Source organism: Rhizobium sp. rho-13.1 (assembly GCF_007000305.1).
GTDB classification, from domain to species: Bacteria; Pseudomonadota; Alphaproteobacteria; order Rhizobiales; family Rhizobiaceae; genus Rhizobium; species Rhizobium rhododendri.
This window is the reverse complement of sequence record NZ_SCFL01000001.1, coordinates 1146152-1167223: the sequence shown is the minus strand read 5'-3', so window position 1 is coordinate 1167223 and position 21072 is coordinate 1146152. Positions and strand designations below refer to the sequence as shown.

Sequence of the window (21072 nt, the reverse complement as noted above, 5' to 3'; positions counted from 1 at the left end):
AAGGAGGAGAACCATGGGTATCCGTAAAATCATGTTGCTTGGCGTCCTGGCTCTGGCCAGCGTGTCCGCATTCGGACTTTCGGCGAGGGCAGAGGACACAGTCATCACCGTCTGGTCGCTGGACAAGGATGGGCAACCGGCCCCCGATCTTGCCAAGCGGTTCAATGCGCTCAACAACGGCATCAAGATCGAATATCGCGAAATCCAGTTCGACGACGTTGTCAGCGAGGCGATGCGCGCCTATTCGACCGGCAAGGCGCCGGACATCATCGCCATCGACAATCCGGACCATGCACTGTTCGCATCGCATGGCGCCTTTCTCGATCTCACCGACATGATTTCCAAGTCGACGGTGGTCAAGCCTGCCAATTACTTCCCCGGTCCGCTGAAGTCGGTGATGTGGGACGGCAAATACTACGGCGTTCCGAAGGCAACGAATACTATCGCGCTTTACTACAACAAGGACATGTTCAAGGCAGCCGGGCTCGATCCTGCCAAGCCGCCGCAGACCTGGGACGAGCTGGTTGCGGATGCAAAGAAGCTGACCGATCCGGCAAAGAACGTCTACGGCCTGGCGTTTTCAGCGAAGGCTGGTGAAGAGGGGACGTTCCAGTTCCTGCCCTGGGCACAGATGGGCGGCGCCACCTACGACCACATCAACACGGATGGCGCTGTAAAGGCACTGACCATCTGGAAGCAGATCATCGACGAAAAGCTTGCCTCGCGCGATTCGCTGACACGCGGGCAATGGGATTCGACCGCCACGTTCAACTCCGGCAATGCCGCCATGGTCATTTCCGGCCCGTGGGAAATCGATCGCATGTTGAAGGATGCCAAGTTCGACTGGGGCACCGCGCTCCTGCCGGTTCCTGAGGAAGGCGCACAACGCTCGTCGGCCATGGGCGACTATAACTGGGCGATTTTCTCGAAGAGCAAGCACCCGGAAGAAGCCTTCAAGGTGGTGGAATATTTCGTGTCCCAGGACCCGACGATGTTCAAGGATTTCGGCCAGTTGCCGGCCCGCTCCGACATCACCATCCCGCCGACCGGCAATGCTCTGAAAGACGCAGCTCTGAAGACCTTCGTCGAACAGCTGAAATATGCCAAGCCGCGTGGTCCGTCGCCACAATGGGCGAAGATCTCCAAGGCGATCCAGGATGCCATCCAGGCGGCGCTCACCGGCCAGATGTCGCCGAAGGACGCGCTCGACCAGGCTGCCCAGAAGATCAAGGCGCTCGGCTGATACCAGCACTCTAGCCGGATGGCGGTGCAGATCCGCCATCCCCACAGTTTCCTCCCGGAAGGGGCCGTCTCGTCGCCAATGTAGAGATGGCCCCATTTCGAGATTGCAAGGCAGCACCGCCGTGCTGACCCACAGGGAGACCATGCGCAAAATCCTATCCAGTCTCACCGACGGTCGCGGTTTCGACATCACGCTTGTCGTCTTTCCGCTGTCCTTCCTGTTCCTGCTGTCCGGACTGCCGCTCATCTACAATGTGCTGATGAGCTTCCAGCAGGTCGACATGTTCAGCATGGGCACCTTCATCAGGCCGTTTGCCGGTCTTCAGAACTATATCGACCTGTTCCAGCTGCCGCAGACGCGCAGCATCCTTTTCAACACGGCGATCTTCGTCGTAGCATCGATTGCCGGCCAGTTTGCCATTGGCTTTGGCCTCGCACTGTTCTTCTGGGTGAATTTTCCCGGCGCCTCCTGGCTGCGCGGGCTGTTCCTGGTGTCGTGGGTGATGCCCGGTCTTGTTGTCGGCGCTGTCTGGAACTGGATGCTGTCCGGCGACTTCGGCATCTTTAATTTCATGCTCCGCGAAACCGGCATCATCAGCAGCAACATCTTCTGGCGATCGGACCCGAATTTCTCGCTGTGGGCCGTCATTCTCGCCAACATCTGGCTGGGTGCCGCGTTCAATATGATCCTTCTCTCCGTCGGCCTTGCCGCTATTCCGAAGGATCTGTTCGAGGCGTCCGAACTCGATGGCGCCAATGTCTTCCAGCGCTTCTGGACGATTACGCTGCCGATGATGCGCTCGACCATCGGTGCCGTGGTCTCGCTGGGGCTGATCTTCACGCTGCAGCAATTCGACCTGTTTGCGGCGATTACCGACGGAGGGCCGAACAACTCGTCCAACGTCGCGCAGTTCTGGGCCTGGGACCTGTCGTTCCGCCAGTACGACTTCGCCAAGGGGGCTGCAATTTCGGTCATCATGCTGGTCTTCGTCATTGTCGCTTCGGTGATCTATGTCCGGTCAACACGCCATGAGGTGCGGGGATGAGTGACACTTTCCGCAACAGGCTGATGCTGTTTGCCGCCATCGTGCTTGCCGTCATCTACCTCTTTCCGCTCTACTGGATGTATGTGACCAGTCTGAAAAGCGGCTCGGCGATGTATGTCACGCCACCCAGCTTCTGGCCGCACGATCCCCAATGGAGCATCTATGGCGAGGTGTGGGCAAGCCGCAACATGGCGCGCTACCTCTGGAACTCGCTGGTCATCGCCGTCGGTGCCGTCGTGCTGATCTCGATATTCGGCTGCGGGTGCGCCTATGTGCTGGCGCGGTACCGCAACCGCTGGATCGATGTCGGGCTGTTTCTGATCCTGCTTTTGCAGGTGCTGCCGCCGTCGCTGATGATCACGCCGATATTTGTCGGCTTCTCGCAGATCGGACTGCTCGACTACCCGCGTCTGTCCGTCATCATCGCCATCGCCGCGAACAAGATGCCGTTCTTCGTGGTGCTCGTGCGCGCTACATTCATGAGCGTGCCGATGGAACTGGAGGAGGCTGCGCTGGTGGACGGCAATTCGCGCATCGGTGCCTTCTTCAACATCGTCCTGCCGCTGGCCCGCAACGGTATCCTCGTCAGCGCCATTCTCATCTTCATGCAGGCCTTCGGCGAGTTCGTCTATTCGAAGTCGATGATCCAGGCGGCGGACCTGCAGCCCGCCAGCGTCGGGCTCAACAGCTTCATGGGCCCCAACACCACCGACTGGAACAAGATCATGGCCTATTCGACGATCTATGTGACGCCCATCCTTGCCATCTTCGTTCTTCTGCAGCGACGCATCGTTTCCGGCCTCACATCGGGAGCCCTCAAATGACCCTTCAAATCGAACTCAGCGGCGTCAACAAGTACTACGGCGCCTTCCACGCGCTTAAGGATATCAATCTGGCCATCGAGGACGGCACTTTCGTCGCGCTGGTCGGGCCGTCCGGCTGCGGCAAGTCCACGCTTCTGCGGTCGCTGGCGGGGCTGGAGAAGATCTCTGCGGGCGACATGCGCATTGCCGGCGAACTGATGACCAACGTGCCGCCGCGCAAGCGCGACATTGCCATGGTGTTCCAGTCCTATGCGCTCTATCCCCACATGACGGTCGAGGAGAACCTCACTTACAGCCTTCGCATCCGTGGCGTGAAGAAAGCCGAGGCCCGCAAGGCCGCTGCCGATGTTGCAGCCACCACAGGGCTGACGCCGTTGATGAAACGCTACCCGCGCGAGCTCTCTGGCGGCCAGCGGCAGCGTGTTGCCATGAGCCGCGCCATCGTCCGCCATCCGAAGGCCTTCCTGTTCGACGAGCCGCTGTCGAACCTCGACGCGGCGTTGCGCGTCCACATGCGCAAGGAAATCCGTATGCTGCACGAGCGGCTCAAGGCGACCTTCGTCTACGTCACCCATGACCAGATCGAGGCAATGACGATGGCCGATCATGTCGTTGTCATGAAGGACGGCGTCATCGAGCAGCAGGGTGCGCCGCTCGATCTCTACGACCGGCCTGTCAATCGCTTCGTGGCAGGTTTCATCGGCTCACCGGCGATGAACTTCGTGCCGGCACGCGCCGCTGCCGATGGCCGGAGCGTGGTGCTCGATTTTGCAGAAGGTCAGCGGATGCTGCCGATCTCCGGCCAGTTGCAATCCGGCCAACCGGTGCTTGCCGGATTGCGTCCCGAACATCTCGTCACTGCGCCCGAAGGGCAGGGGACGTTCGATATCCGCATCGACACCGTCGAATCGACGGGGTCCTCGACGTTCCTGACGACAGTCACGGTCCCGGAACTGACTATCGTCGAGACCTCCCGTCGGGGCGTACGGCCGGGGGATCGCATCGGCCTGTCCATCGACCCATCGCAGGTGCATATTTTCGATGTCACGACGGAAAGGCGCATCGAGGTGGGGTCGGCCAGTTGACGGGTTTATACAATTGACAAAACCGTCTGGACGGTATGTCATGCGGAATGTCCGACGCACACCACAGAAAAAAGCAACCCGTGCTTATCCGCCAGCAACTGCTTGCGGTTGCCGCGCGTCTGGCGGCTGAGCGCGGCGTCGCCTCTGTGACGCTGGATGCCGTAGCGGCTGCGTCTGGGGTCAGCAAGGGCGGACTCCTGCATCACTTCCCGACCAAGGCCAGCTTGCTGGAGGCCATGCTCGACAGCCTGCTGGACCATCTGGATGCGGCCATCGATGGGCAAATGCGCAACGACCCAGTGCCTTATGGCCGTTTCACCCGTGGCTATCTGCGTGCGGTCGTCGATCTCAAAGAGCGTACCGACACCCCCGGGGACTGGGGGCAGGCGACGCTGACGCTGCTGACCGACCCGGCGCTGCGGCGGCGCTGGCGAGACTGGGTGGAAAAGCAGAGCGAGAATTTCGTCGGTACGGATTCGTCCGTCGATGCCCGGATCGTGCGGTTTGCCACAGACGGGATCTGGCTTGCCGAGGTTCTCGGCAGTGGCGATGCAACACCCGCATCCCGGCAGGCGCTCGTCGACCGGCTTGTCAGTCTCACGCACAAATAGAAAGAAGAAGGCCCGATGGCGAATGCATCCGTTTATGGCCTGCTGCTGGTCGCCATCGTGCTGGAGGTAATCGGCACGACCGCGCTGCAACTGTCGCAGCAGTTCACGCGACCCTGGCCGATCGTCGTCCTCGTCGCGTGCTACACAGCTTCGTTCTACTGCCTGTCGATCACGCTCAAGGCCATACCCGTCGGCGTTGCCTACGCGATCTGGAGCGCGCTCGGCATCGTGCTGATTTCGGTTGTCGGGCTGGTGTTCTTCCGTCAGCGCCTTGATCTGCCGGCCGTCATCGGGCTTGTGCTGATCATCGCCGGAGTGCTCGTCGTCAACCTGTTTTCCAAATCGATTTCGCATTGAGCGCAAGGCCTGGCGCCCTTTCTCAACTCGGATGGCCGCTCTATTTGCTTCAACATCATGCGAGCTGGCAGCGTGCCCCGAAAAAGGCGGGAATGCCGCAATACAACAGAGACTCACGGGAGAGATGCTATGGCAAAAACAATTCGAACAGTGGTTTGGGGCGAGAATATCCACGAGCAGACAAGCGACGTGGTTCGCAAGGTCTATCCGGAGGGCATGCACACAGCGATTGCCGCGGCGCTGAACAGCGATGTGCGCATCGAGGCAACGACTGCCACCCTGCAGGAGCCGGAACACGGATTGAGCGAAGCGCGGCTGCGCGATACCGATGTCCTCGTCTGGTGGGGCCATGCCGACCATGGGGCTGTCGATGATGCGGTCGTCGAGCGCGTCGCCAAGCGCGTCTGGGAGGGCATGGGGCTCATCGTCCTGCATTCAGGCCATTTCGCCAAGATCTTCAAGCGCATGATGGGCACGCCCTGTGCGTTGAAATGGCGCGAGGCCGGCGAGCGGGAGCGCGTCTGGGTCGTCAATCCGAGCCATCCCATCGCCGCCGGTCTGCCGGAGAATTTCGTGCTCGAAAACGAGGAGATGTACGGCGAGGCTTTCTCGGTGCCGGAACCCCTCGAAACGGTGTTCATTTCCTGGTTCCAGGGCGGCGAGGTCTTCCGGTCGGGCATGACCTGGAAGCGGGGCGCGGGAAACATCTTCTATTTCCGCCCGGGTCATGAGACCTATCCGACCTACTACGACCCGAATATCAAGACAGTGCTGATCAACGCCGTTGCCTGGGCTTATAATCCGCAGGCCGCATTGACCGGCATCCACGACGCGCCGAACGTTCCCGTCGAGCAGGCGCTGGAGCCGATCACGGAGCGTGGCCCGAAACTGCACCAGGCCGGCGAAGCCGGTTACCGCTGAGGTCGAATATGCGTCTCATCATCGTTGGCACCGGCGTCATGGGCAAGAACCAGCTCGATCATTTCGCGCGCATAGAAGGCGTGGAGGTGGTCGCGGCTGTCGACAGCGATGCCACCCGGCTTGCGACCTTTGCCGACCGGTTTAATATCAAGACCCGGTTCACGTCGTTGGACGAGGCGATCGCCTGGGGGAAATTCGACGCGGCGACGAACGTCACGCCGGATCGCATGCACCACCCGACGACGCTCGCCCTGCTGGCGGCCGGAAAGCATGTGCTTTGCGAAAAGCCGCTGGCCGAGAACTATGAAAAGGCGCTCGAGATGACGGAGGCGGCCGAACGAGCCGGCGTCATCAACATGGTCAACCTGACCTATCGTAACGTCGCGCCGCTGCAGCGGGCCCGCGAGATGGTGATCGCCGGCGAGATCGGCACAGTCAAGCACGTCGAGGCGTCCTACCTGCAGAGTTGGCTCGTTTCCAAGGCCTGGGGAGATTGGCGCAGCGAATCCACCTGGCTCTGGCGGCTATCGACTGGCCACGGGTCGAACGGCGTGCTGGGCGATATCGGCATCCACATTCTGGATTTTGCCGCCTATGGCGCCGCCACCGATATCGACCACGTGTTTGCACGACTGAAGACCTTCAATAAGGCGCCCGGTGGGCAGATTGGTGAATACCGGCTCGATGCCAATGACAGCTTTGCGATGTCGGTGGATTTTGCCAACGGCGCCCTTGGCGTCGTGCATGCGACGCGCTGGGCAACGGGGCATCTCAACGAACTGAAGTTGCGGGTCTATGGCGAGCGCGGCGGGCTAGAAGTCATCCACCGTCCGGACGGTTCGGAACTGCGCGCCTGCGTCGGAGACGATGTGGAAACGGCGGAGTGGAAAGTCATCGACGTACCCGCGGTGCCGACCAACTACCAGCGCTTTGCAGAGGCTGTGCGCACCGGCGTTCCCCAGGATCCGAATTTCCGCCATGCCGCCAATCTGCAGAAGGTTCTGGATCTGGCGCTTGTGACGGAACTCGAGCGCCGCGAACTGAAAGTCTGAGGCGATCAGAATGCGGTGATGCGTGCCGGGATCGCGGACTGCGATGCTTGCGCATCGTAGCCGATTGCATACATACTAGCCGCAAACCGAATGGCTCTATAAGCCCAACTCCGACGCTCGACGATCGTCTTTCCAGCAGAAATTGATAGATATGACCGATACCCTGACCAATTCCTCTTCCGTAGAGCCAAAGCCTTCCGACCAGACTTTCGCCACGACCGGCATCGCGCCGATGGAGCGCCCGGGAGCCATGACGCGCTTCTTCATGGGCATCGTTGCCTGGGCCGAACGGCTGAACCTGAAATATGCCAAGCTCGGCAATCCCCCCGTCTACGACAATGCGACCTTTCCCTGGGTCGCCGAGATCGAGAAGGACTGGCCGCTGATTCGCGCCGAACTCGACCGCGTGTTGCTACGCCAGAGCGAATTGCCGACCTTCCAGGAAATTTCCACGGATGTGAAGACGATCTCGACGGACAGCCACTGGAGGACATTCTTTCTCGCCGGCTTCGGGCTGAAATCCGAGCAGAACATTCAGGCCTGCCCGGATACTTGGCGGGTCGTGCAGAAAATTCCCGGCATGAAAACGGCGATGTTCTCGATCTTCGAGCCGGGCAAGCACCTGCCGGCCCATCGCGGCCCCTATAATGGCGTGTTGCGCCTTCATCTGGGGCTGATCGTGCCTGAACCGGCTGACAAGCTGGCGATCCGCGTCAAGGACCAGATTTGCCACTGGCAGGAAGGCAAGGTACTCATTTTCGACGACGCGTATGAGCACGAGGCCTGGAACCACACCGACAAGACCCGCGTCGTACTGTTCGTCGACTTCAACAAGCCTACCCGTTTCCCGGCCAATTTCATCAATTGGATGCTGATGAACCTGGCGATCTTCACCCCATTTATCCGCGAAGGTCTCGACAACCACAAGGAGTGGGAAAAGAAGTTCTACGCCCAGGCCGAGGCGTTGCGGAACCGCAAGACGGACTAGGTCAACCACAGGCAGTTGCAGTGAGGCCGGGATTGCAATGGCATTGCGATGCCCTCGGCCTAAACCGCGGCGACACCGCCATCGACAAAGAGTTCATGTCCAGCGACAAAGCTACTCTCGCTTGATGCCAGGAAAAGGACTGCGCGTGCCACCTCGTCCGGTTTTCCCAACCGCCCAAGGGGTACGCTTCTATTGAGCGCCTCTTCGACTTCCGGTTGCGTGTCAAGGTAGCTGCGTATGAGGCGTGTTTCTGTTCCACCAGGCGAGACGACGTTGACGCGGATGCCTCGCTCCTTAAGCTCATTCGTCCAGCTTCGAGCGAACGAGCGCACCGCTGCCTTGCTGGCGTTATAAAGAGACTGGCTTGGCAGGCCTTTACTGCCAGCAATGGAGCCGTTGAGGACGACGGCACTTCCTGCTGTCATCAGCGGAAGTGCTTTCTGCACTGTGAACACCATACCTTTCACATTGACGTTGAAGATCGAGTCGAAATGCGTTTCGTCGATCGCATCGAGCGGAACGACCTCGTAAATGCCCGCATTGGCGAACACGACATCGACCCTTTGGTGGTCGCTTTGGATCCGTTCGTAAAGCCGAACGACGTCGGCAGACTTGGTGACATCACCTTGCACGCCGACCGCCCCGTGGCCGATCTCATTCACGGCCTCGGCGAGTAGTTCTTGCCGGCGTCCTGTGATGTACACGTACGCACCTTCGATGGCGAAAAGTTTTGCCGTTGCGAGGCCGATGCCGTCGCTACCTCCCGTTATCACCACGATTTTGCTTTCGAAACGTTTTGTCATTTCTTATTTACCTTTTTTTGACAAGTGGAGGATTGCTCCACTTGTAATATGGAGGTATCCTCCACTTGGCAAGCGATCAAGGAAAATAAGTTGAATGATGAACCCGCCCTCCGGGCTGACGCGAAAAAAAACCGCGAACTTATCCTTTCTGCCGCAGAGGAGCTCTTTCTGGAAAAAGGAGCGGGTGTTCCGCTGGAGGAGGTTGCCAAGCGCGCAGGCGTCGGTATCGGCACGCTTTATCGTCGCTTTCCCACGCGTGAGGCACTTCTGGCCGCTACCAGCAACGAGCGTTTCTTGTCGCTGGCGGAGACCAGCCGTAAGCGCGACCCAGATCTAACTCCAGGCGATGCGGTGCGAGCTTATCTTGAAGATCTTGCCAGGAACACGAGCACGTATCAGAGCCTTGCTGTTTCGATCGGGACTGTTATCCAATGCGGGACGCCCGGATGTAATGCGATTACCGCGGAAGGGCGTCGGCTGCTGCAGCGTGGACAAGAAGCAGGCACCATCCGCCGCGATGTCACTTACGAGGATTTCATCTACATTGTAACTGCCATCTCCATTGCCATCGAAAATGACGATTCATCGAAATCGCGTATCGGCCATCTGGTGGACTTGTTCCTGAATGGCATAAGCGTAAGAGGTTCGGATTAGCCATCACCGGGACAACTGCATCTTCTCTTCGACGCGACAACTGCCGTCGCATGTAAGCAATTGCATTATCCTGCTGGCATCGGCGATTGAAAAATCGGCTTTGCATCGCCATCTCTGGTCAGAAGAAACCGTTGGAGGTTACAATGACGGAATACAGGAAAACGGCAGAAGCCGTGGCCAAGCTGACGCCGGAACAATACCGGGTGACGCAGCAAAGCGGAACAGAACGTCCGGGCAGCGGCCCCTTGCTGAATAACAAGGAGCCTGGGATCTACGTGGACATCGTATCCGGAGAACCGCTGTTTGCCTCGTCCGACAAATTCGATTCCCATTGCGGCTGGCCGAGCTTCACCAAGCCGATCGAGCCTGCCTATGTGAACGAGGTGCACGATTCGTCGCATGGCATGGTCCGCATCGAGGTGCGATCCAAGCATGGCGACAGCCATCTGGGCCACGTATTTCCCGATGGGCCGCAAGATCGCGGCGGTCTTCGCTATTGCATCAACTCCGCGTCGCTGCGCTTCATCCATCGTGACCAGATGGAGGCTGAAGGCTACGGCGCCTATATCAACCAGACGGAGGAAGTCCAATGACCGAACGTGCTGTTCTTGCCGGTGGCTGCTTCTGGGGCATGCAGGATCTGATCCGCAAGATGCCCGGCGTCGTCTCGACACGCGTCGGCTATTCCGGCGGCGAGGTGCGCAATGCGACCTACCGCAATCACGGGAACCATGCCGAGGCCATCGAGATCAACTTCGATCCTTCGAAAATCAGCTACCGCGATCTCCTGGAGTTTTTCTTCCAGATCCACGATCCGTCGACGCCGAACCGGCAGGGGAACGATGTCGGCTCAGGCTACCGGTCTGCGATATTCTATGTCAACGACGAGCAGAAGCGGATCGCCGAAGACACCATCGCCGATGTCGACGCGTCGAAGCTGTGGCCGGGCAAGGTCGTCACCGAAGTCTCGCCGGTCGGCGATTTCTGGGAGGCAGAGCCTGAGCACCAGGATTATCTGGAGCGGATCCCGAATGGCTATACCTGCCATTTCATCCGCCCGAACTGGAAGCTGCCGCGCCGGACGCAGGCCGCCTGAGCGAAGGGCTTATGTCAAAGGGCCCGCTGGCATCAGCCAGCGGGCCCTTTTTCTGTTTGATGCGCTCCTCAGGAGGCGTTTTCGGTCGATGGCCTGTCGAGCGTTTCGACCAGTGTCGAACTGGCCTTGTTCATGCCGCGGACATCGACGCTTGCTCCTTGCGCCCTGAAGCGGGCAACCACCCGGTCCAGCGCCGCGACGGCGGTAATGTCCCAGAAATGTGCGCGCGACACGTCGATGACGACCGACTTGCCGGCAAACTCCGCGACGTCGAATGCATCGACAAACAGGTCGGCCGAGGCGAAGAACACCTGTCCTGTCACTCGGAAGGTGGATTGACCGTCAACCGCCGCCGGTTCGAGTGTCACGTCCATCAGTCGCGCCACCTTGAAGGCGAAGAACACGCCGCTGAGGAGCACGCCGACCGCGACGCCCATCGCCAGGTTTGACGTAGCGACAGTCACCGCCACGGTTGCCAGCATCACTGTGCTCGACATTTTCGGATGGATGACGATGGCCCTGAGCGACGACCAGTCGAAGGTGTCGATCGAGACCATGACCATGATCGCCACCAAGGCGGCAACCGGTACCTGCGATACCCATGGCTTCAGGAGCACCATCAGGATGAGCAGGAATGCGCCCGCAAACAGCGTCGAGAGGCGACCGCGACCGCCGTATTTGATGTTGCTCACCGTCTGGCCGATCATGCCGCAGCCGGCAATGCCGCCAAAAAGGCTGGCAGCCGCGTTGGCCAGGCCGAGACCGGTGGCTTCGCGGTTCTTGGAACTCGGTGTATTGGTGAGGTCGTCGACGACGCTGGCGGTCATCATCGATTCCAGTAGCCCGACCATGGCAATGGCAAGCGCCGGGCCGGCGATGATGCCGAGGGTTTCGAGCGTCAACGGCACGGAAGGCCACGCAAAGATCGGCAGGCTGTCGGGCAGCCGTCCGAGATCGGCGACGGTCTTTACCGGCAGGTGCAGCATGACCGACGCGACTGTCAAAACGACGATGCAGATCAGCGGCGAGGGGATAGCCGTTGTTATCAGGGGCAGCAGGTAGATGAGCGCGAGGCCTGCGGCAAGTACTGCATAGGTAGCCCATCCGGCGCCGATGACCTGTGGCATCTGGGCCGAGAAGATCAGGATCGCAAGGGCGTTGACGAAGCCCGTCCGTACAGACTTCGAGACGAAGCGCATGAGCACGCCGAGGCGGAGAAGGCCGAAGAGGATCTGGATGACGCCGGCGAGCAGTCCGGCGGCAAGCAGGTAGGGAAGGCCGTGGCTGTGGACCAGCGGAGCTGCCACGAGGGCGACGGAGCCGGCCGCAGCCGAGATCATCGCGGGGCGGCCGCCTGTAAAGGCGATGACGATGCCGATGACGAAGGAAGCAAACAGGCCGACCTGCGGATCGACGCCGGCCGCGAAGGAAAAGGCGATGACTTCCGGGATGAGGGCGAAGGTGGCAACTGCACCGGCCAGCATTTCACGCGTGGGACGGGCAGACCAGTCCCGGCTGAAGGACGATAGGATCATGTGATGAATTCTCGCAAAGCATGGCGATCGCCGCTGAAATGCGGTCGTATCCTGGCATGCACATATTTGCGTGGTCCGGCGGATCGGCGGCCGGAATAGCCACCCGGATTTTCACCGGGTCCAGTCGAATAAGCTCTTATAGCCAGACTCGATATTGCGGCGCAACAGAAAATGGCACCGCTTGCAGTTTTGCAGTCGATGCCATTCAAACGTTCAAAATCGCTGCCGAGCCGTTGGTCCGGCTGGCCTGATACCTTACTGCGCGGTGAAGAACGTCAGCAGGACCGTGCCCTTGTCGCCGAGAAGGCAGACGAAGCGATCGGATTTTCCAGTCACGCCCTTGCGAGAGAGATAGGCCTCGCCGAGCACCACCGTTTTCACCGAAACATCCTCGACCTTGGTATCCGCGGCGCTGACGGCCAGGCTCTCCATGTCAAAAACGATGTCGGTGATGTCGGGCGATTTTGCCTGCAGAGCGATCAGGCCGGTGGCCTTGCATGCGGTCACTGCAGGATCTTCCTTGGTCTGGGCGAGCGCCGGTGTCACCAGAAAGGCAGCGGCGACGGTGGCGAGGATCAATGTCTTGTAGGTCATGGGATTAATCTTTCCGCTGCGTTTCAGGTGGGTCGGAAGACGCGAAAAGGGCCAGCGCGTGGCTGGCCCAATCCGGTTGTCGGCGATTATTTCTTGAACTTGGAGTAGTCGAGCTTCGGGGCCTTCGTCAGGTCTTCCTTGGAGGTGTCGACATAGGCCTTCCAGGTGCCGTTATCGTCGGCGAGGGCGACAGACGATGGGTCGAGCACGACATAGCTTTCGCCGAGGCCGAGGAAGCCGCCGACGCTGGCGACGATGCCGATGACGGACTTGCCGCCGCCGATGACGATGTCGGAGACTTCGCCGATCTTGTCATTCTGCTTGTTGTAGATGTCGACGCCGATCAGCTTCGAAGTGACGATGTCGGTGTCCTGAATGTTGACGTACTTCAGGGGGCCGCTAGCCATCTTGCCCATGGTGATGCCTGGGCCTGCCATCGTGGCATCTGCCCCGGTAGCTGCCGACGTCTGAGCAAAGGCTGCACCACCGATGAGTGTGAGCGTCAGACCGGCAACGAGCGAACGGAATTTCATAAAGGACTCCCTAGGATTATGTAGGCCGACGACGTGTCGGCCAGTGCGGATAAGAAATTCCTGAAGATGAATGTTGTTCCATAGGGCGTTGTTTTAAATCGCTTTCCTTCAATCCGCCGATAAGTGTCTAATATAAGGAGGCCACTCGCTGAGCCCTGATAATTGCAGGTCATGCGCTGATATCGGCTGGAACAAAATGGCGGGTGAACTGTTTGGGAGCGTTGCACAACACACGCTGTCAGGGATTGGAAATGACCGTACGATACAGGCTCGGCTGCGATTTGTCGTACGAGGTTCTCGAGCCGACGACGTTCATCTTCAATCTGGAAGTTGCGAGACTGATGCGTCATCAGCAGCTCACCGAACGTTTGATCATCACCCCTGATCTGAAGCGCCGGACCCATGTGGTTCCAGATATCAACAATCGCTATCTCAGCATCGACGCGTCGCCGGGTCCGCTCCACCTTTCATATGAGGCTGAGGTGACGCTCGATGTCTTCCGCGCCGACCCGGAGACCATCGACGAGACGCCGCTGTCCGAACTGCCGCTCGATATCGTGCCGTTCCTGCTGCCGTCGCGGTTCGTGCCCTCGGACCGGCTGGCTGCCTTCGCCAACCGAGAGTTTGGAGCGATGCCTGGTGGGCACAGACGTGTGACGGCGATCTGCAACTGGATCCATGAGAATATCGATTACCGCCGGGGTGCGTCGAACGAGCAGACGACGGCCGACGAAAGCCTGTTGTTGCGGGCCGGCGTGTGTCGCGATTTCGCGCATATCGGCATTGCCTTCTGCCGCGCTCTGAATATTCCGGCCCGCTTTGTGTCCTGCTACGCATACGGGCTCGAGCCTCGCGATTTCCATGCTGTTTTCGAAGCCTACATGGGTGGCCGATGGTGGCTGTTCGATGCCACCCGCCAGGCCAATCTCGATGGTTTGGTGCGGATCGGCGTCGGGCGTGACGCGGCTGAAATCGCCTTTGCGTCTCCCTTCGGCAAAATGGAGCCCGGCCCGGTGAAGATCACCATCGAGCACGCGGACGGGTCGGGCGAGAAGCCCGGGCGGACGACGGATGCGATCTCCACGGAAGAGCCGGCGCCGAACGCCGGCGCCCAGTGAGGCCAATAAAAATCGCCGCCGTCCTGGCGGCTGACAGAGGTATTCATGACAAGAACTGACACGGGCCAGGCGATGCAACGCCACGAGTTGGTCAGCCGGTTGCGCCGCGCCCACGGCATTGCACGGCTGATGGACAGCGCCATCCGCATACCGGGCACCGGCATAAGCTTCGGCGCCGACTCGGTGATGGGGCTTATCCCGGGCATCGGCGACGCCGGCGGTGCGCTGATCGGCCTCGTTATCGTCAACGAGGCGAGACGGCTGGGCGTTTCGAACCAGTTGCTGCTGAAGATGCTGGGGAATATCGGGCTCGATACTGTCGCCGGGAGTGTGCCGCTGATCGGCGATCTCTTCGACGTCTATTTCAAATCCAACCGGCGCAATGTCCAGCTCCTTCTGGAGCATTTCGAAGTGGAAGAACGAGAGCTCTTTGCCGGAAGGCGTTAGCAGCTCGGGCACTCCGGTTGCGGAGTGCCTGATTGCGCATCAGCTTCGCGGCTTTAGGTTGTCAGGATCGTAAAGCGGTTTGTAGCCGACGGCGACCACCTCGACCGGATAGGTCTCGCCAAAATACTCGACTATCAGTTTGCGACCCATCTCGGCATGGGACCATGGCAGATAGGCAAGCGCGATATTCTTGCCGATCGTCGGGCCGTAGGCGATGGAGGTGGTGAAGGAGCGTCGGCCGAGTTCGTCGACCAGCGTCTCGCCGGTTTCGGGATCCAGGACCGGCAGGATGCCAACGGGGTAGCGCCCCACGCCCTTGGCATCGATGTTGTCCGTCATCACGAGCGTGCAGAGCATGGCCGGCTGATGGTCTCTGGCCCGATATTCCAGATGCTTTGCCTTGCCGACGAAATCCGCTTCCTTGACCTTGGGACGAGCCAGATCTGCTTCCAGAAGATTGTACTCCGTCAGAAGATCGGCATTCTGCAGGCGCAGGCTTTTCTCCATCCGGCGGGAGTTGGCATAGGTCTCGACGCCGAACGCCATCACGCCCGTTGCGCGCAAGGCATCCCAGACGGCAAGGCCGTCGTCATAGGCCATGTGCAACTCCCAGCCCTGTTCGCCGACGTAGGAGATACGGAACGCCGTAACGTTTTTGCCGCCGATCTTCAGCGGCTTGATGGCTGCGAAGGGGAAGTTTTCAGGGGCGAGGGCGGCAGGGTCTTCGACCACCTTCTGCAGCGTCTCCCGAGCATTCGGTCCCCAGATGCCGATGGTGATGTATTTCTCGGTGACGTCGGTGATGGTGACATCGAAGCCTTTGTCCTCTGCGACGCGGCGCATGTAGTGGAAATCGCGCGGGCCAGCGTCGGCGCCGTCGATCATCCGGCAGCGATCAGCCATGCGGATCACCGTAAAGTCGGCGCGAACCATGCCTTCCTCGTCGAGGAAGTGGGTGTAGATGCCTTTGCCAATATTGCCGTCGCCGCCGATCTTGGCAGCGCAGAGCCATTCCATCAGTTCGACGTGATCCGGGCCTTCGATATCGAACATGGCGAAATGCGACAGGTTGACGATGCCGCAATCCTCGCTCATCGCCAGATGCTCGGCGTTGGAGACGCGCCAGAAATGGCGGTTGTCCCACTCGTTCTCGCGCACGGGTACGCGGTCGGCGTATTTTTCCAGCAGATGCTCGTTGGCGGCATAGCCATGGGCGCGCTCCCAGCCGCCCAGTTCCATGAAGTAGCCGCCCAGTTCCTTCTCGCGCTCCCAGAACGGCGAACAGCGGACATTGCGGCCCTTGGAGAAGGGCTCGCGCGGGTGGACGGCGGGATTGTAGACCTTGGTGGCGGTTTCCGAGCAGCGATCCCAGATCATCTGCTCTTCCATCTGGTGCGGATAGAAGCGCGAATAGTCGACGGCGTGATGGTCGATGGAGGTGCGTCCGTCAGTCATCCAGTCGGCGATCAGCTTGCCCATGCCAGGGCCGTCCTTGACCCAGATGGCGACGGCATACCAGAGACCGCGCACTTTCTGGCTCTCGCCCATGGACGGACCGCCATCGGATGTCACCTGCAGCAGGCCGTTGAACGAATGGCTTTCGTTGTAGCCGAGTTCGGCCAGGATCGGCGTCAGTTCCATGGCGCGTTCCAGCGGCGCCAGCACCTGCTCGAGGTCGAGATCGCGCTGTGACGGCGACTGGCGGGTCTGGTGCTTTTCGAGCAGCTCGCGGGGATGACAGAGGCGCGGATTGGTTTCCTCGTAGTAGCCCCACTCGATCTGGCCACCTTCGGCTGTCTTCGGGTCGCCAGTGTCGCGCATATAGGCGGAGTTGCCCTGGTCGCGCATCAGCGGCCAGCCGATCTCCTTGCCGGTGCCTGCGAACTCGGTGTAGGGGCCGAAGAAGGTCAGCGGATGGTCGATCGGCATGACCGGCAGGTCCTCGCCAACCATCTCGGCGATCAGGCGGCCCCAGATGCCGGCGCAAACGACGACGTAATCGGCCTCGACGGTGCCCCGGTCGGTGACGACGGCCTTGATCCGGCCATTCTCCACCACCAGCGAGCGCGCGGAAGTGTTGGCGAACACCTTTAGCTTGCCGGAGGCTTCGGCCTGATCGACCAGCTTGCCGGCAACGGTCTGCGAGCGCGGAATGACGAGGCCGGCATCCGGATCCCAAAGGCCACCCTGAACCAGATCTTCTTCGATCAGCGGAAATTTCGCCTTGATCTCGGCCGGGCCGATCAATTCGGCGCGGGTGCCGAAAGCCTTGCCCGAGGCGACCTTGCGCTTGATCTCGTCCATGCGGCTGTCGTCCCCGACACGCGCGACCTCGATGCCGCCAACGCGGGCGTAATGGCCCATCTTCTCGTAGAAATCGATGGAATAGAGGGTTGTCCAGCAGGAGAGGAAATCATGGCTGGTGGCGTAGCAGAAGTCGGAGGCATGGGCGGTAGAGCCGATGTCTGTCGGCACGCCCGATTTGTCGATCCCGACGATATCGTCCCAACCGCGCTCAATCAGGTGGTGGACGATGGAGGCGCCGACGATGCCCCCCAGACCGATGATAACGACCTTCGCCTTGTTCGGGAACTCTGCCATGAATGCCACTCCGCTTCGTGTTGTGAGGCGACATTAGAACAAGCGGCGGGTCGACTGAAGCCTGTCTGCGACATTATCAAAATGCCCCACGACCAGCGGCAGATCTGCTCCTTCGGTCGTAGCGTATGGTATCAGCTTTGCGACTGGCTCTGCATCTGTTCTGCTTCGACTGTCACCTTCACCGTCAGGCTTTCCCCGGGCGTGCCGATGCGCATCCCTGAGACGGGAGCGGCGTCGCGGTAGCTGAGGCCTGTCGCAATCCGGACATAGCGTTCGTCCGGGCAGATGTCGTTTGCCGGGTCGAAGCCGATCCAGCCGAGGCCCGGCATGTAGGCTTCTGCCCAGGCATGCGTTGCCGTCTGCTCGGTAATGCCTTCCATCATCAGGTAGCCCGAGACATAGCGGGCAGGGATGCGCATGGCGTGCGCGGCAGCGATGAAGATATGGGCGTGGTCCTGACAGACGCCGCTCTTTCTCTCCAGCGCCTGCTCGGCTGTCGTCTCGGTATCGCTGGTGCCCTGGATATACTCGACAGTCCGGTTGATGGTGCCCATCAGCGCGTGCATGCGACCGATCTCGCTCTCGCCGGTCGCCGAACGCACCAGTTCCTTGGTCAATTTGCCGGCCTTGGTGAGCGGCGTGTCGCGTAGGAACAGCCAGAGCGGGCAATAGCCGGAGTGTGGGCCGATCACACCATTCAGCTCGTGCGTCTCGATCTCGCCCATAGCGACGATGCGGGTGCGATCCTGCGCGCCATCGAGCGACATCAGGTTGGTACGATTGCCGAACTGGTCGTCATATTCGACCTCCGTCTTGGCGCCTTCGACGGTCAGCGACCAGTCGAGCACGGTCTGTCCGGGGCCGGTGAGCGGCGTCAGACGCAGCCGCTGCAACGAGAATTGCGACGGTTCGTCGTAGCGGTATTCGGTGACGTGACTAATCTTCAGTCTCATGATCAAACCCGCTTATTGATTGAAACGATAACCGTCGGATATTTCCTGGCCGAGCTGGTTATTGCGCCAGACGAAGTTCTCGAGAAATTCGTGCAGGCCGTTGTTCATGATATCCTTGATCTCCAGCGTCTGCAGCATTTTGCGGATGCTTTCACCGGTGTCATGGGCAGCAAGACGTTCGCCATCCTCGCGGGCGAGATAGCTGAGATTGCTGACGATCTTCTCGTAGCAATAGGCGAGCGAGCGCGGCATCTGGCTGTTGAGGATCAGAAAGTCGGCAATGTTCGACGGCTTGTATTCCGCATCGTAGACCCAGCTGTAGGAGCGATGGGCCGAGACCGAGCGCAGGATCGACTCCCACTGGACATTGTCCAGCGATGAACCGACCGCCGAGACGGATGGCAGCAGCACGTAATATTTGACGTCGAGGATGCGTGCCGTATTGTCCGCGCGCTCGATGAATGTACCGATGCGGGCGAAGTTGTAGAGTTCGTTGCGCAGCATGGAGCCGTGGAATGCGCCACGAATCAGTCCGGCGCGACGCTTTATCGCATCGATGACTTCAGGCATTTCCGCCGCCTTCAGCCGTTTGCCGAGCAGCGCCTTGAGGTCGATCCAGCACTCGTTGGTCGCTTCCCAGGTCTCGCGTGTCAGCGCGGTTCGCACCATGCGGGCATTGTTGCGGCCGGCATCGATGCAGGACATGACGCTCGAGGGATTGTTGCGGTCGCGCAAAAGGTAGTCGATGGCGTCGGCGCCGGTGAGCTTGGCGTGGCCGACGTCGTAGGTTTCGCGGACGCCGGCGCTTTGCAGCACACCGTCCCAATCGTCTTCGACCGCGCCCATGCGGGTCAGCGACATGCGCATTCCGGCGTCGACCAGGCGGGCAATGTTTTCGGCGCGCTCGATGTAACGGAACATCCAGTAGAGGCCATTGGCGGTTCTTCCAAGCATGTCCGTATCAGTCCTCCAGTACCCAGGTATCCTTGGTGCCGCCGCCCTGGCTGGAGTTGACGACCAGCGAGCCTTCCTTCAGCGCCACGCGGGTCAGTCCGCCGGGAATGATCTGCACCTTGTCGGAAACCAGCACATAGGGCCTGAGGTCGACGTGGCGTGGCGCGATGCCCTTGTTGACCATGATCGGCACGGTCGACAGCGACAGTGTCGGCTGGGCAATATAGTTGTTCGGCCGGGCTTTCAGCTTCTCGGCGAACTCGGCGCATTCCTTCTTGGAGGAGGTCGGGCCAACCAGCATGCCGTAGCCGCCGGACCCATGGACTTCCTTGACCACCAGTTCGGACAGATGCTCGAGCACGTATTTGAGGCTGTCGGGTTCGGAGCAGCGCCAGGTCGGCACGTTCTCCAGAAGCGGCTTGCGACCGGTGTAGAATTCGACGATCTCCGGCATATAAGAGTAAATCGCCTTGTCGTCGGAGATGCCGGTGCCGGGTGCATTGGCGATGGTGATGTGGCCGGCACGATACACATCCATGATGCCGGGAATGCCGAGCGCAGAGTCCGCCCGGAAGGTCAGGGGATCGAGGTATTCGTCATCGACGCGGCGGTAGAGAACGTCGATTGCCTCATAGCCGCGTGTGGTACGCATCTTCACCTTGCCGTCGATGACGCGGAGGTCGGAGCCCTCGACCAGCTCGACGCCCATCATGTCGGCGAGGAACGAGTGCTCGTAATAGGCGGAATTGTAGATGCCGGGGGTCAGAACTGCGACGCGCGGCTTGCCCGAACAGCCGGGAGGGGCAAGCGACGCCAGGCTCTGGCGCAACAGGTTCGGATAATCCTCGACCGGGCGCACCTTGTTCTGATGGAACAGCTCCGGAAACATCTGCATCATGGTTTCGCGGTTTTCCAGCATGTAGCTGACACCCGACGGCGTGCGGGCATTGTCTTCCAGCACATAGAACTGGTCTTCGCCGGTGCGCACGATGTCAGTGCCGACGATGTGGGTATAAACGCCGCCCGGAGGCCGGAAGCCGATCATCTCGGGGATGAAGGCGATATTCTTCTCGATCAGTTCACGCGGCACCCGACCGGCGCGGATGATTTCCTGCTTGTGGTAGATGTCGTCGAGGAAGGCATTCAGTGCGATGACGCGCTGTTCGATGCCCTGCGCGAGCTTTCGCCATTCACGGCCGGAGATGATGCGCGGGATGATATCGAAGGGGATCAGCTTTTCCGATGAATCTTCGTGTCCGTAGACCGCGAAGGTTATGCCTGTTTTGCGAAAGATGTTCTCGGCGTCGCGGGACTTGGCAATCAGATGGGCGCGATCTTGGTTGTTGAACCATTCCGAATAGGTTTGATAAGGCGCGCGCGGGCTTTCACCGGCCGTTATCATTTCGTCAAATGCCAAAGCTGCGGTCCCCGTTTTTTCTCATTTGAATACAATGGCGGAAGCAATGCAAGAAGCATGCGCAGTTGGAGATAGAATTTCGGAACCAATGGGAAAGCCCGGCAAGCGCTGAAAGAGCTGGCATAGACAGAATAACTAATATGCGAAGCGTTCCGGCTGGCATGTTTGCTCTGCACATCCTTTGCGCAGCTGGCTATTTTTTCTGCAGGATGCCCTGCCGGCAGCAGCCGGAGGTCGATGC

22 protein-coding genes and 1 other annotated feature are annotated in these 21072 nt (G+C 60.1%); of the genes, 14 read left to right on the top strand and 8 right to left on the bottom strand.

The annotated features are described in order from the left end of the window. Positions 1 to 13: 13 nt before the first annotated feature. From EQW76_RS05765 to EQW76_RS05725, 9 genes are all read left to right on the top strand, one after another. Positions 14 to 1243: a sugar ABC transporter substrate-binding protein gene (locus EQW76_RS05765; protein ID WP_142823454.1), complete on the top strand. Its 1230-nt coding sequence runs from the start codon at positions 14 to 16 to the stop codon at positions 1241 to 1243. A 142-nt stretch (positions 1244 to 1385) separates the two neighbouring features. After that, positions 1386 to 2288 (top strand): sugar ABC transporter permease, encoded by a 903-nt coding sequence (locus tag EQW76_RS05760; RefSeq protein ID WP_142823453.1) that lies wholly within the window; start codon positions 1386 to 1388, stop codon positions 2286 to 2288. Next, positions 2285 to 3112 carry a carbohydrate ABC transporter permease gene (locus tag EQW76_RS05755; protein WP_111222583.1) on the top strand — a complete coding sequence of 276 codons (828 nt, stop codon included), beginning with the start codon at positions 2285 to 2287 and terminating at the stop codon, positions 3110 to 3112. Before EQW76_RS05760 ends, EQW76_RS05755 begins: the two co-directional genes overlap by 4 nt. After that, positions 3109 to 4197, top strand: coding sequence for an ABC transporter ATP-binding protein (locus EQW76_RS05750; RefSeq protein WP_142823452.1), 1089 nt, complete (start codon positions 3109 to 3111; stop codon positions 4195 to 4197). The genes EQW76_RS05755 and EQW76_RS05750 overlap by 4 nt, the downstream gene beginning before the upstream one ends. A 47-nt stretch (positions 4198 to 4244) precedes the next feature. Then, positions 4245 to 4808: a TetR/AcrR family transcriptional regulator gene (locus EQW76_RS05745; RefSeq protein WP_142823451.1), complete on the top strand. Its 564-nt coding sequence runs from the start codon at positions 4245 to 4247 to the stop codon at positions 4806 to 4808. Between the two features lie 15 nt (positions 4809 to 4823). Further along, complete coding sequence (locus EQW76_RS05740; protein ID WP_142823450.1) at positions 4824 to 5165, top strand: SMR family transporter; 342 nt, start codon at positions 4824 to 4826, stop codon at positions 5163 to 5165. A 129-nt stretch (positions 5166 to 5294) separates the two neighbouring features. Then, entirely contained in the window at positions 5295 to 6086 is a 792-nt protein-coding gene (locus EQW76_RS05735) for a ThuA domain-containing protein (RefSeq protein WP_142823449.1), read from the top strand. An 8-nt stretch (positions 6087 to 6094) separates the two neighbouring features. Further along, a complete protein-coding gene (locus EQW76_RS05730; protein WP_142823448.1) occupies positions 6095 to 7138 on the top strand; it encodes a Gfo/Idh/MocA family oxidoreductase in 1044 nt (347 codons plus the stop codon). Between the two features lie 151 nt (positions 7139 to 7289). Then, positions 7290 to 8126, top strand: a complete 837-nt coding sequence (locus tag EQW76_RS05725) for an aspartyl/asparaginyl beta-hydroxylase domain-containing protein (protein ID WP_142823447.1) — start codon at positions 7290 to 7292, stop codon at positions 8124 to 8126. Positions 8127 to 8185: 59 nt separating this feature from the next. On the opposite strand, the gene EQW76_RS05720 is transcribed toward EQW76_RS05725, so the two are convergent. Continuing rightward, positions 8186 to 8929, bottom strand: coding sequence for a glucose 1-dehydrogenase (locus tag EQW76_RS05720; protein ID WP_142823446.1), 744 nt, complete (start codon positions 8927 to 8929; stop codon positions 8186 to 8188). A 90-nt stretch (positions 8930 to 9019) separates the two neighbouring features. Between EQW76_RS05720 and EQW76_RS05715 the strand changes: the two genes are divergently transcribed. The 3 genes from EQW76_RS05715 (at position 9020) to msrA (ending at position 10679) form a co-directional block, all read left to right on the top strand. Next, entirely contained in the window at positions 9020 to 9583 is a 564-nt protein-coding gene (locus tag EQW76_RS05715) for a TetR/AcrR family transcriptional regulator (RefSeq protein WP_142823445.1), read from the top strand. 143 nt (positions 9584 to 9726) lie between these two features. After that, positions 9727 to 10176, top strand: coding sequence for a peptide-methionine (R)-S-oxide reductase MsrB (gene msrB, locus EQW76_RS05710; RefSeq protein ID WP_142823444.1), 450 nt, complete (start codon positions 9727 to 9729; stop codon positions 10174 to 10176). Continuing rightward, positions 10173 to 10679, top strand: a complete 507-nt coding sequence (msrA, locus tag EQW76_RS05705; RefSeq protein ID WP_142823443.1) for a peptide-methionine (S)-S-oxide reductase MsrA — start codon at positions 10173 to 10175, stop codon at positions 10677 to 10679. The genes msrB and msrA overlap by 4 nt, the downstream gene beginning before the upstream one ends. Positions 10680 to 10747: 68 nt before the next feature. Here msrA and EQW76_RS05700 read toward each other — a convergent pair whose 3' ends face one another. From EQW76_RS05700 to EQW76_RS05690, 3 genes are all read right to left on the bottom strand, one after another. Beyond that, positions 10748 to 12214: a SulP family inorganic anion transporter gene (locus tag EQW76_RS05700; protein WP_142823442.1), complete on the bottom strand. Its 1467-nt coding sequence runs from the start codon at positions 12212 to 12214 to the stop codon at positions 10748 to 10750. A gap of 69 nt (positions 12215 to 12283) precedes the next feature. After that, positions 12284 to 12339 (bottom strand) — a sequence feature (sul1 is cis-regulatory element that is thought to sense ions involved in sulfur or methionine metabolism; They are found in Alphaproteobacteria). Positions 12340 to 12469: 130 nt separating this feature from the next. Then, complete coding sequence (locus EQW76_RS05695; protein ID WP_142823441.1) at positions 12470 to 12808, bottom strand: hypothetical protein; 339 nt, start codon at positions 12806 to 12808, stop codon at positions 12470 to 12472. A gap of 86 nt (positions 12809 to 12894) precedes the next feature. Beyond that, entirely contained in the window at positions 12895 to 13341 is a 447-nt protein-coding gene (locus EQW76_RS05690; RefSeq protein ID WP_142823440.1) for a PRC-barrel domain-containing protein, read from the bottom strand. Positions 13342 to 13592: 251 nt separating this feature from the next. Between EQW76_RS05690 and EQW76_RS05685 the strand changes: the two genes are divergently transcribed. Both EQW76_RS05685 and EQW76_RS05680 read left to right on the top strand, forming a co-directional pair. Beyond that, positions 13593 to 14459 (top strand): transglutaminase family protein, encoded by an 867-nt coding sequence (locus EQW76_RS05685; RefSeq protein ID WP_142823439.1) that lies wholly within the window; start codon positions 13593 to 13595, stop codon positions 14457 to 14459. Positions 14460 to 14504: 45 nt separating this feature from the next. Further along, positions 14505 to 14906 (top strand): DUF4112 domain-containing protein, encoded by a 402-nt coding sequence (locus EQW76_RS05680; protein WP_224127772.1) that lies wholly within the window; start codon positions 14505 to 14507, stop codon positions 14904 to 14906. 39 nt (positions 14907 to 14945) lie between these two features. Here EQW76_RS05680 and EQW76_RS05675 read toward each other — a convergent pair whose 3' ends face one another. The 4 genes from EQW76_RS05675 to EQW76_RS05660 all read right to left on the bottom strand — a co-directional run bounded on the left by EQW76_RS05675 (position 14946) and on the right by EQW76_RS05660 (position 20831). Continuing rightward, a complete protein-coding gene (locus EQW76_RS05675) occupies positions 14946 to 17507 on the bottom strand; it encodes an FAD-dependent oxidoreductase (RefSeq protein WP_142823438.1) in 2562 nt (853 codons plus the stop codon). Positions 17508 to 17638: 131 nt separating this feature from the next. Then, positions 17639 to 18460 carry a transglutaminase family protein gene (locus EQW76_RS05670; protein WP_142823437.1) on the bottom strand — a complete coding sequence of 274 codons (822 nt, stop codon included), beginning with the start codon at positions 18458 to 18460 and terminating at the stop codon, positions 17639 to 17641. A gap of 12 nt (positions 18461 to 18472) precedes the next feature. Further along, positions 18473 to 19414, bottom strand: coding sequence for an alpha-E domain-containing protein (locus EQW76_RS05665; protein WP_142823436.1), 942 nt, complete (start codon positions 19412 to 19414; stop codon positions 18473 to 18475). Positions 19415 to 19421: 7 nt separating this feature from the next. Further along, a complete protein-coding gene (locus tag EQW76_RS05660; protein ID WP_142823435.1) occupies positions 19422 to 20831 on the bottom strand; it encodes a circularly permuted type 2 ATP-grasp protein in 1410 nt (469 codons plus the stop codon). Between the last annotated feature and the right edge of the window lie 241 nt (positions 20832 to 21072).

Excerpts from the sequence above, each read along its gene's own strand:
- EQW76_RS05765 (WP_142823454.1), top strand. The coding sequence starts at position 14 with ATGGGTATCCGTAAAATCATGTTGCTTGGCGTCCTGGCTCTGGCCAGC.
- EQW76_RS05760 (WP_142823453.1), top strand. The coding sequence starts at position 1,386 with ATGCGCAAAATCCTATCCAGTCTCACCGACGGTCGCGGTTTCGACATC.
- EQW76_RS05755 (WP_111222583.1), top strand. The coding sequence starts at position 2,285 with ATGAGTGACACTTTCCGCAACAGGCTGATGCTGTTTGCCGCCATCGTG.
- EQW76_RS05750 (WP_142823452.1), top strand. The coding sequence starts at position 3,109 with ATGACCCTTCAAATCGAACTCAGCGGCGTCAACAAGTACTACGGCGCC.
- EQW76_RS05745 (WP_142823451.1), top strand. The coding sequence starts at position 4,245 with ATGTCCGACGCACACCACAGAAAAAAGCAACCCGTGCTTATCCGCCAG.
- EQW76_RS05740 (WP_142823450.1), top strand. The coding sequence starts at position 4,824 with ATGGCGAATGCATCCGTTTATGGCCTGCTGCTGGTCGCCATCGTGCTG.
- EQW76_RS05735 (WP_142823449.1), top strand. The coding sequence starts at position 5,295 with ATGGCAAAAACAATTCGAACAGTGGTTTGGGGCGAGAATATCCACGAG.
- EQW76_RS05730 (WP_142823448.1), top strand. The coding sequence starts at position 6,095 with ATGCGTCTCATCATCGTTGGCACCGGCGTCATGGGCAAGAACCAGCTC.
- EQW76_RS05725 (WP_142823447.1), top strand. The coding sequence starts at position 7,290 with ATGACCGATACCCTGACCAATTCCTCTTCCGTAGAGCCAAAGCCTTCC.
- EQW76_RS05720 (WP_142823446.1), bottom strand. The coding sequence starts at position 8,929 with ATGACAAAACGTTTCGAAAGCAAAATCGTGGTGATAACGGGAGGTAGC.
- msrB (WP_142823444.1), top strand. The coding sequence starts at position 9,727 with ATGACGGAATACAGGAAAACGGCAGAAGCCGTGGCCAAGCTGACGCCG.
- msrA (WP_142823443.1), top strand. The coding sequence starts at position 10,173 with ATGACCGAACGTGCTGTTCTTGCCGGTGGCTGCTTCTGGGGCATGCAG.
- EQW76_RS05700 (WP_142823442.1), bottom strand. The coding sequence starts at position 12,214 with ATGATCCTATCGTCCTTCAGCCGGGACTGGTCTGCCCGTCCCACGCGT.
- EQW76_RS05695 (WP_142823441.1), bottom strand. The coding sequence starts at position 12,808 with ATGACCTACAAGACATTGATCCTCGCCACCGTCGCCGCTGCCTTTCTG.
- EQW76_RS05690 (WP_142823440.1), bottom strand. The coding sequence starts at position 13,341 with ATGAAATTCCGTTCGCTCGTTGCCGGTCTGACGCTCACACTCATCGGT.
- EQW76_RS05685 (WP_142823439.1), top strand. The coding sequence starts at position 13,593 with ATGACCGTACGATACAGGCTCGGCTGCGATTTGTCGTACGAGGTTCTC.
- EQW76_RS05680 (WP_224127772.1), top strand. The coding sequence starts at position 14,505 with ATGACAAGAACTGACACGGGCCAGGCGATGCAACGCCACGAGTTGGTC.
- EQW76_RS05675 (WP_142823438.1), bottom strand. The coding sequence starts at position 17,507 with ATGGCAGAGTTCCCGAACAAGGCGAAGGTCGTTATCATCGGTCTGGGG.
- EQW76_RS05670 (WP_142823437.1), bottom strand. The coding sequence starts at position 18,460 with ATGAGACTGAAGATTAGTCACGTCACCGAATACCGCTACGACGAACCG.
- EQW76_RS05665 (WP_142823436.1), bottom strand. The coding sequence starts at position 19,414 with ATGCTTGGAAGAACCGCCAATGGCCTCTACTGGATGTTCCGTTACATC.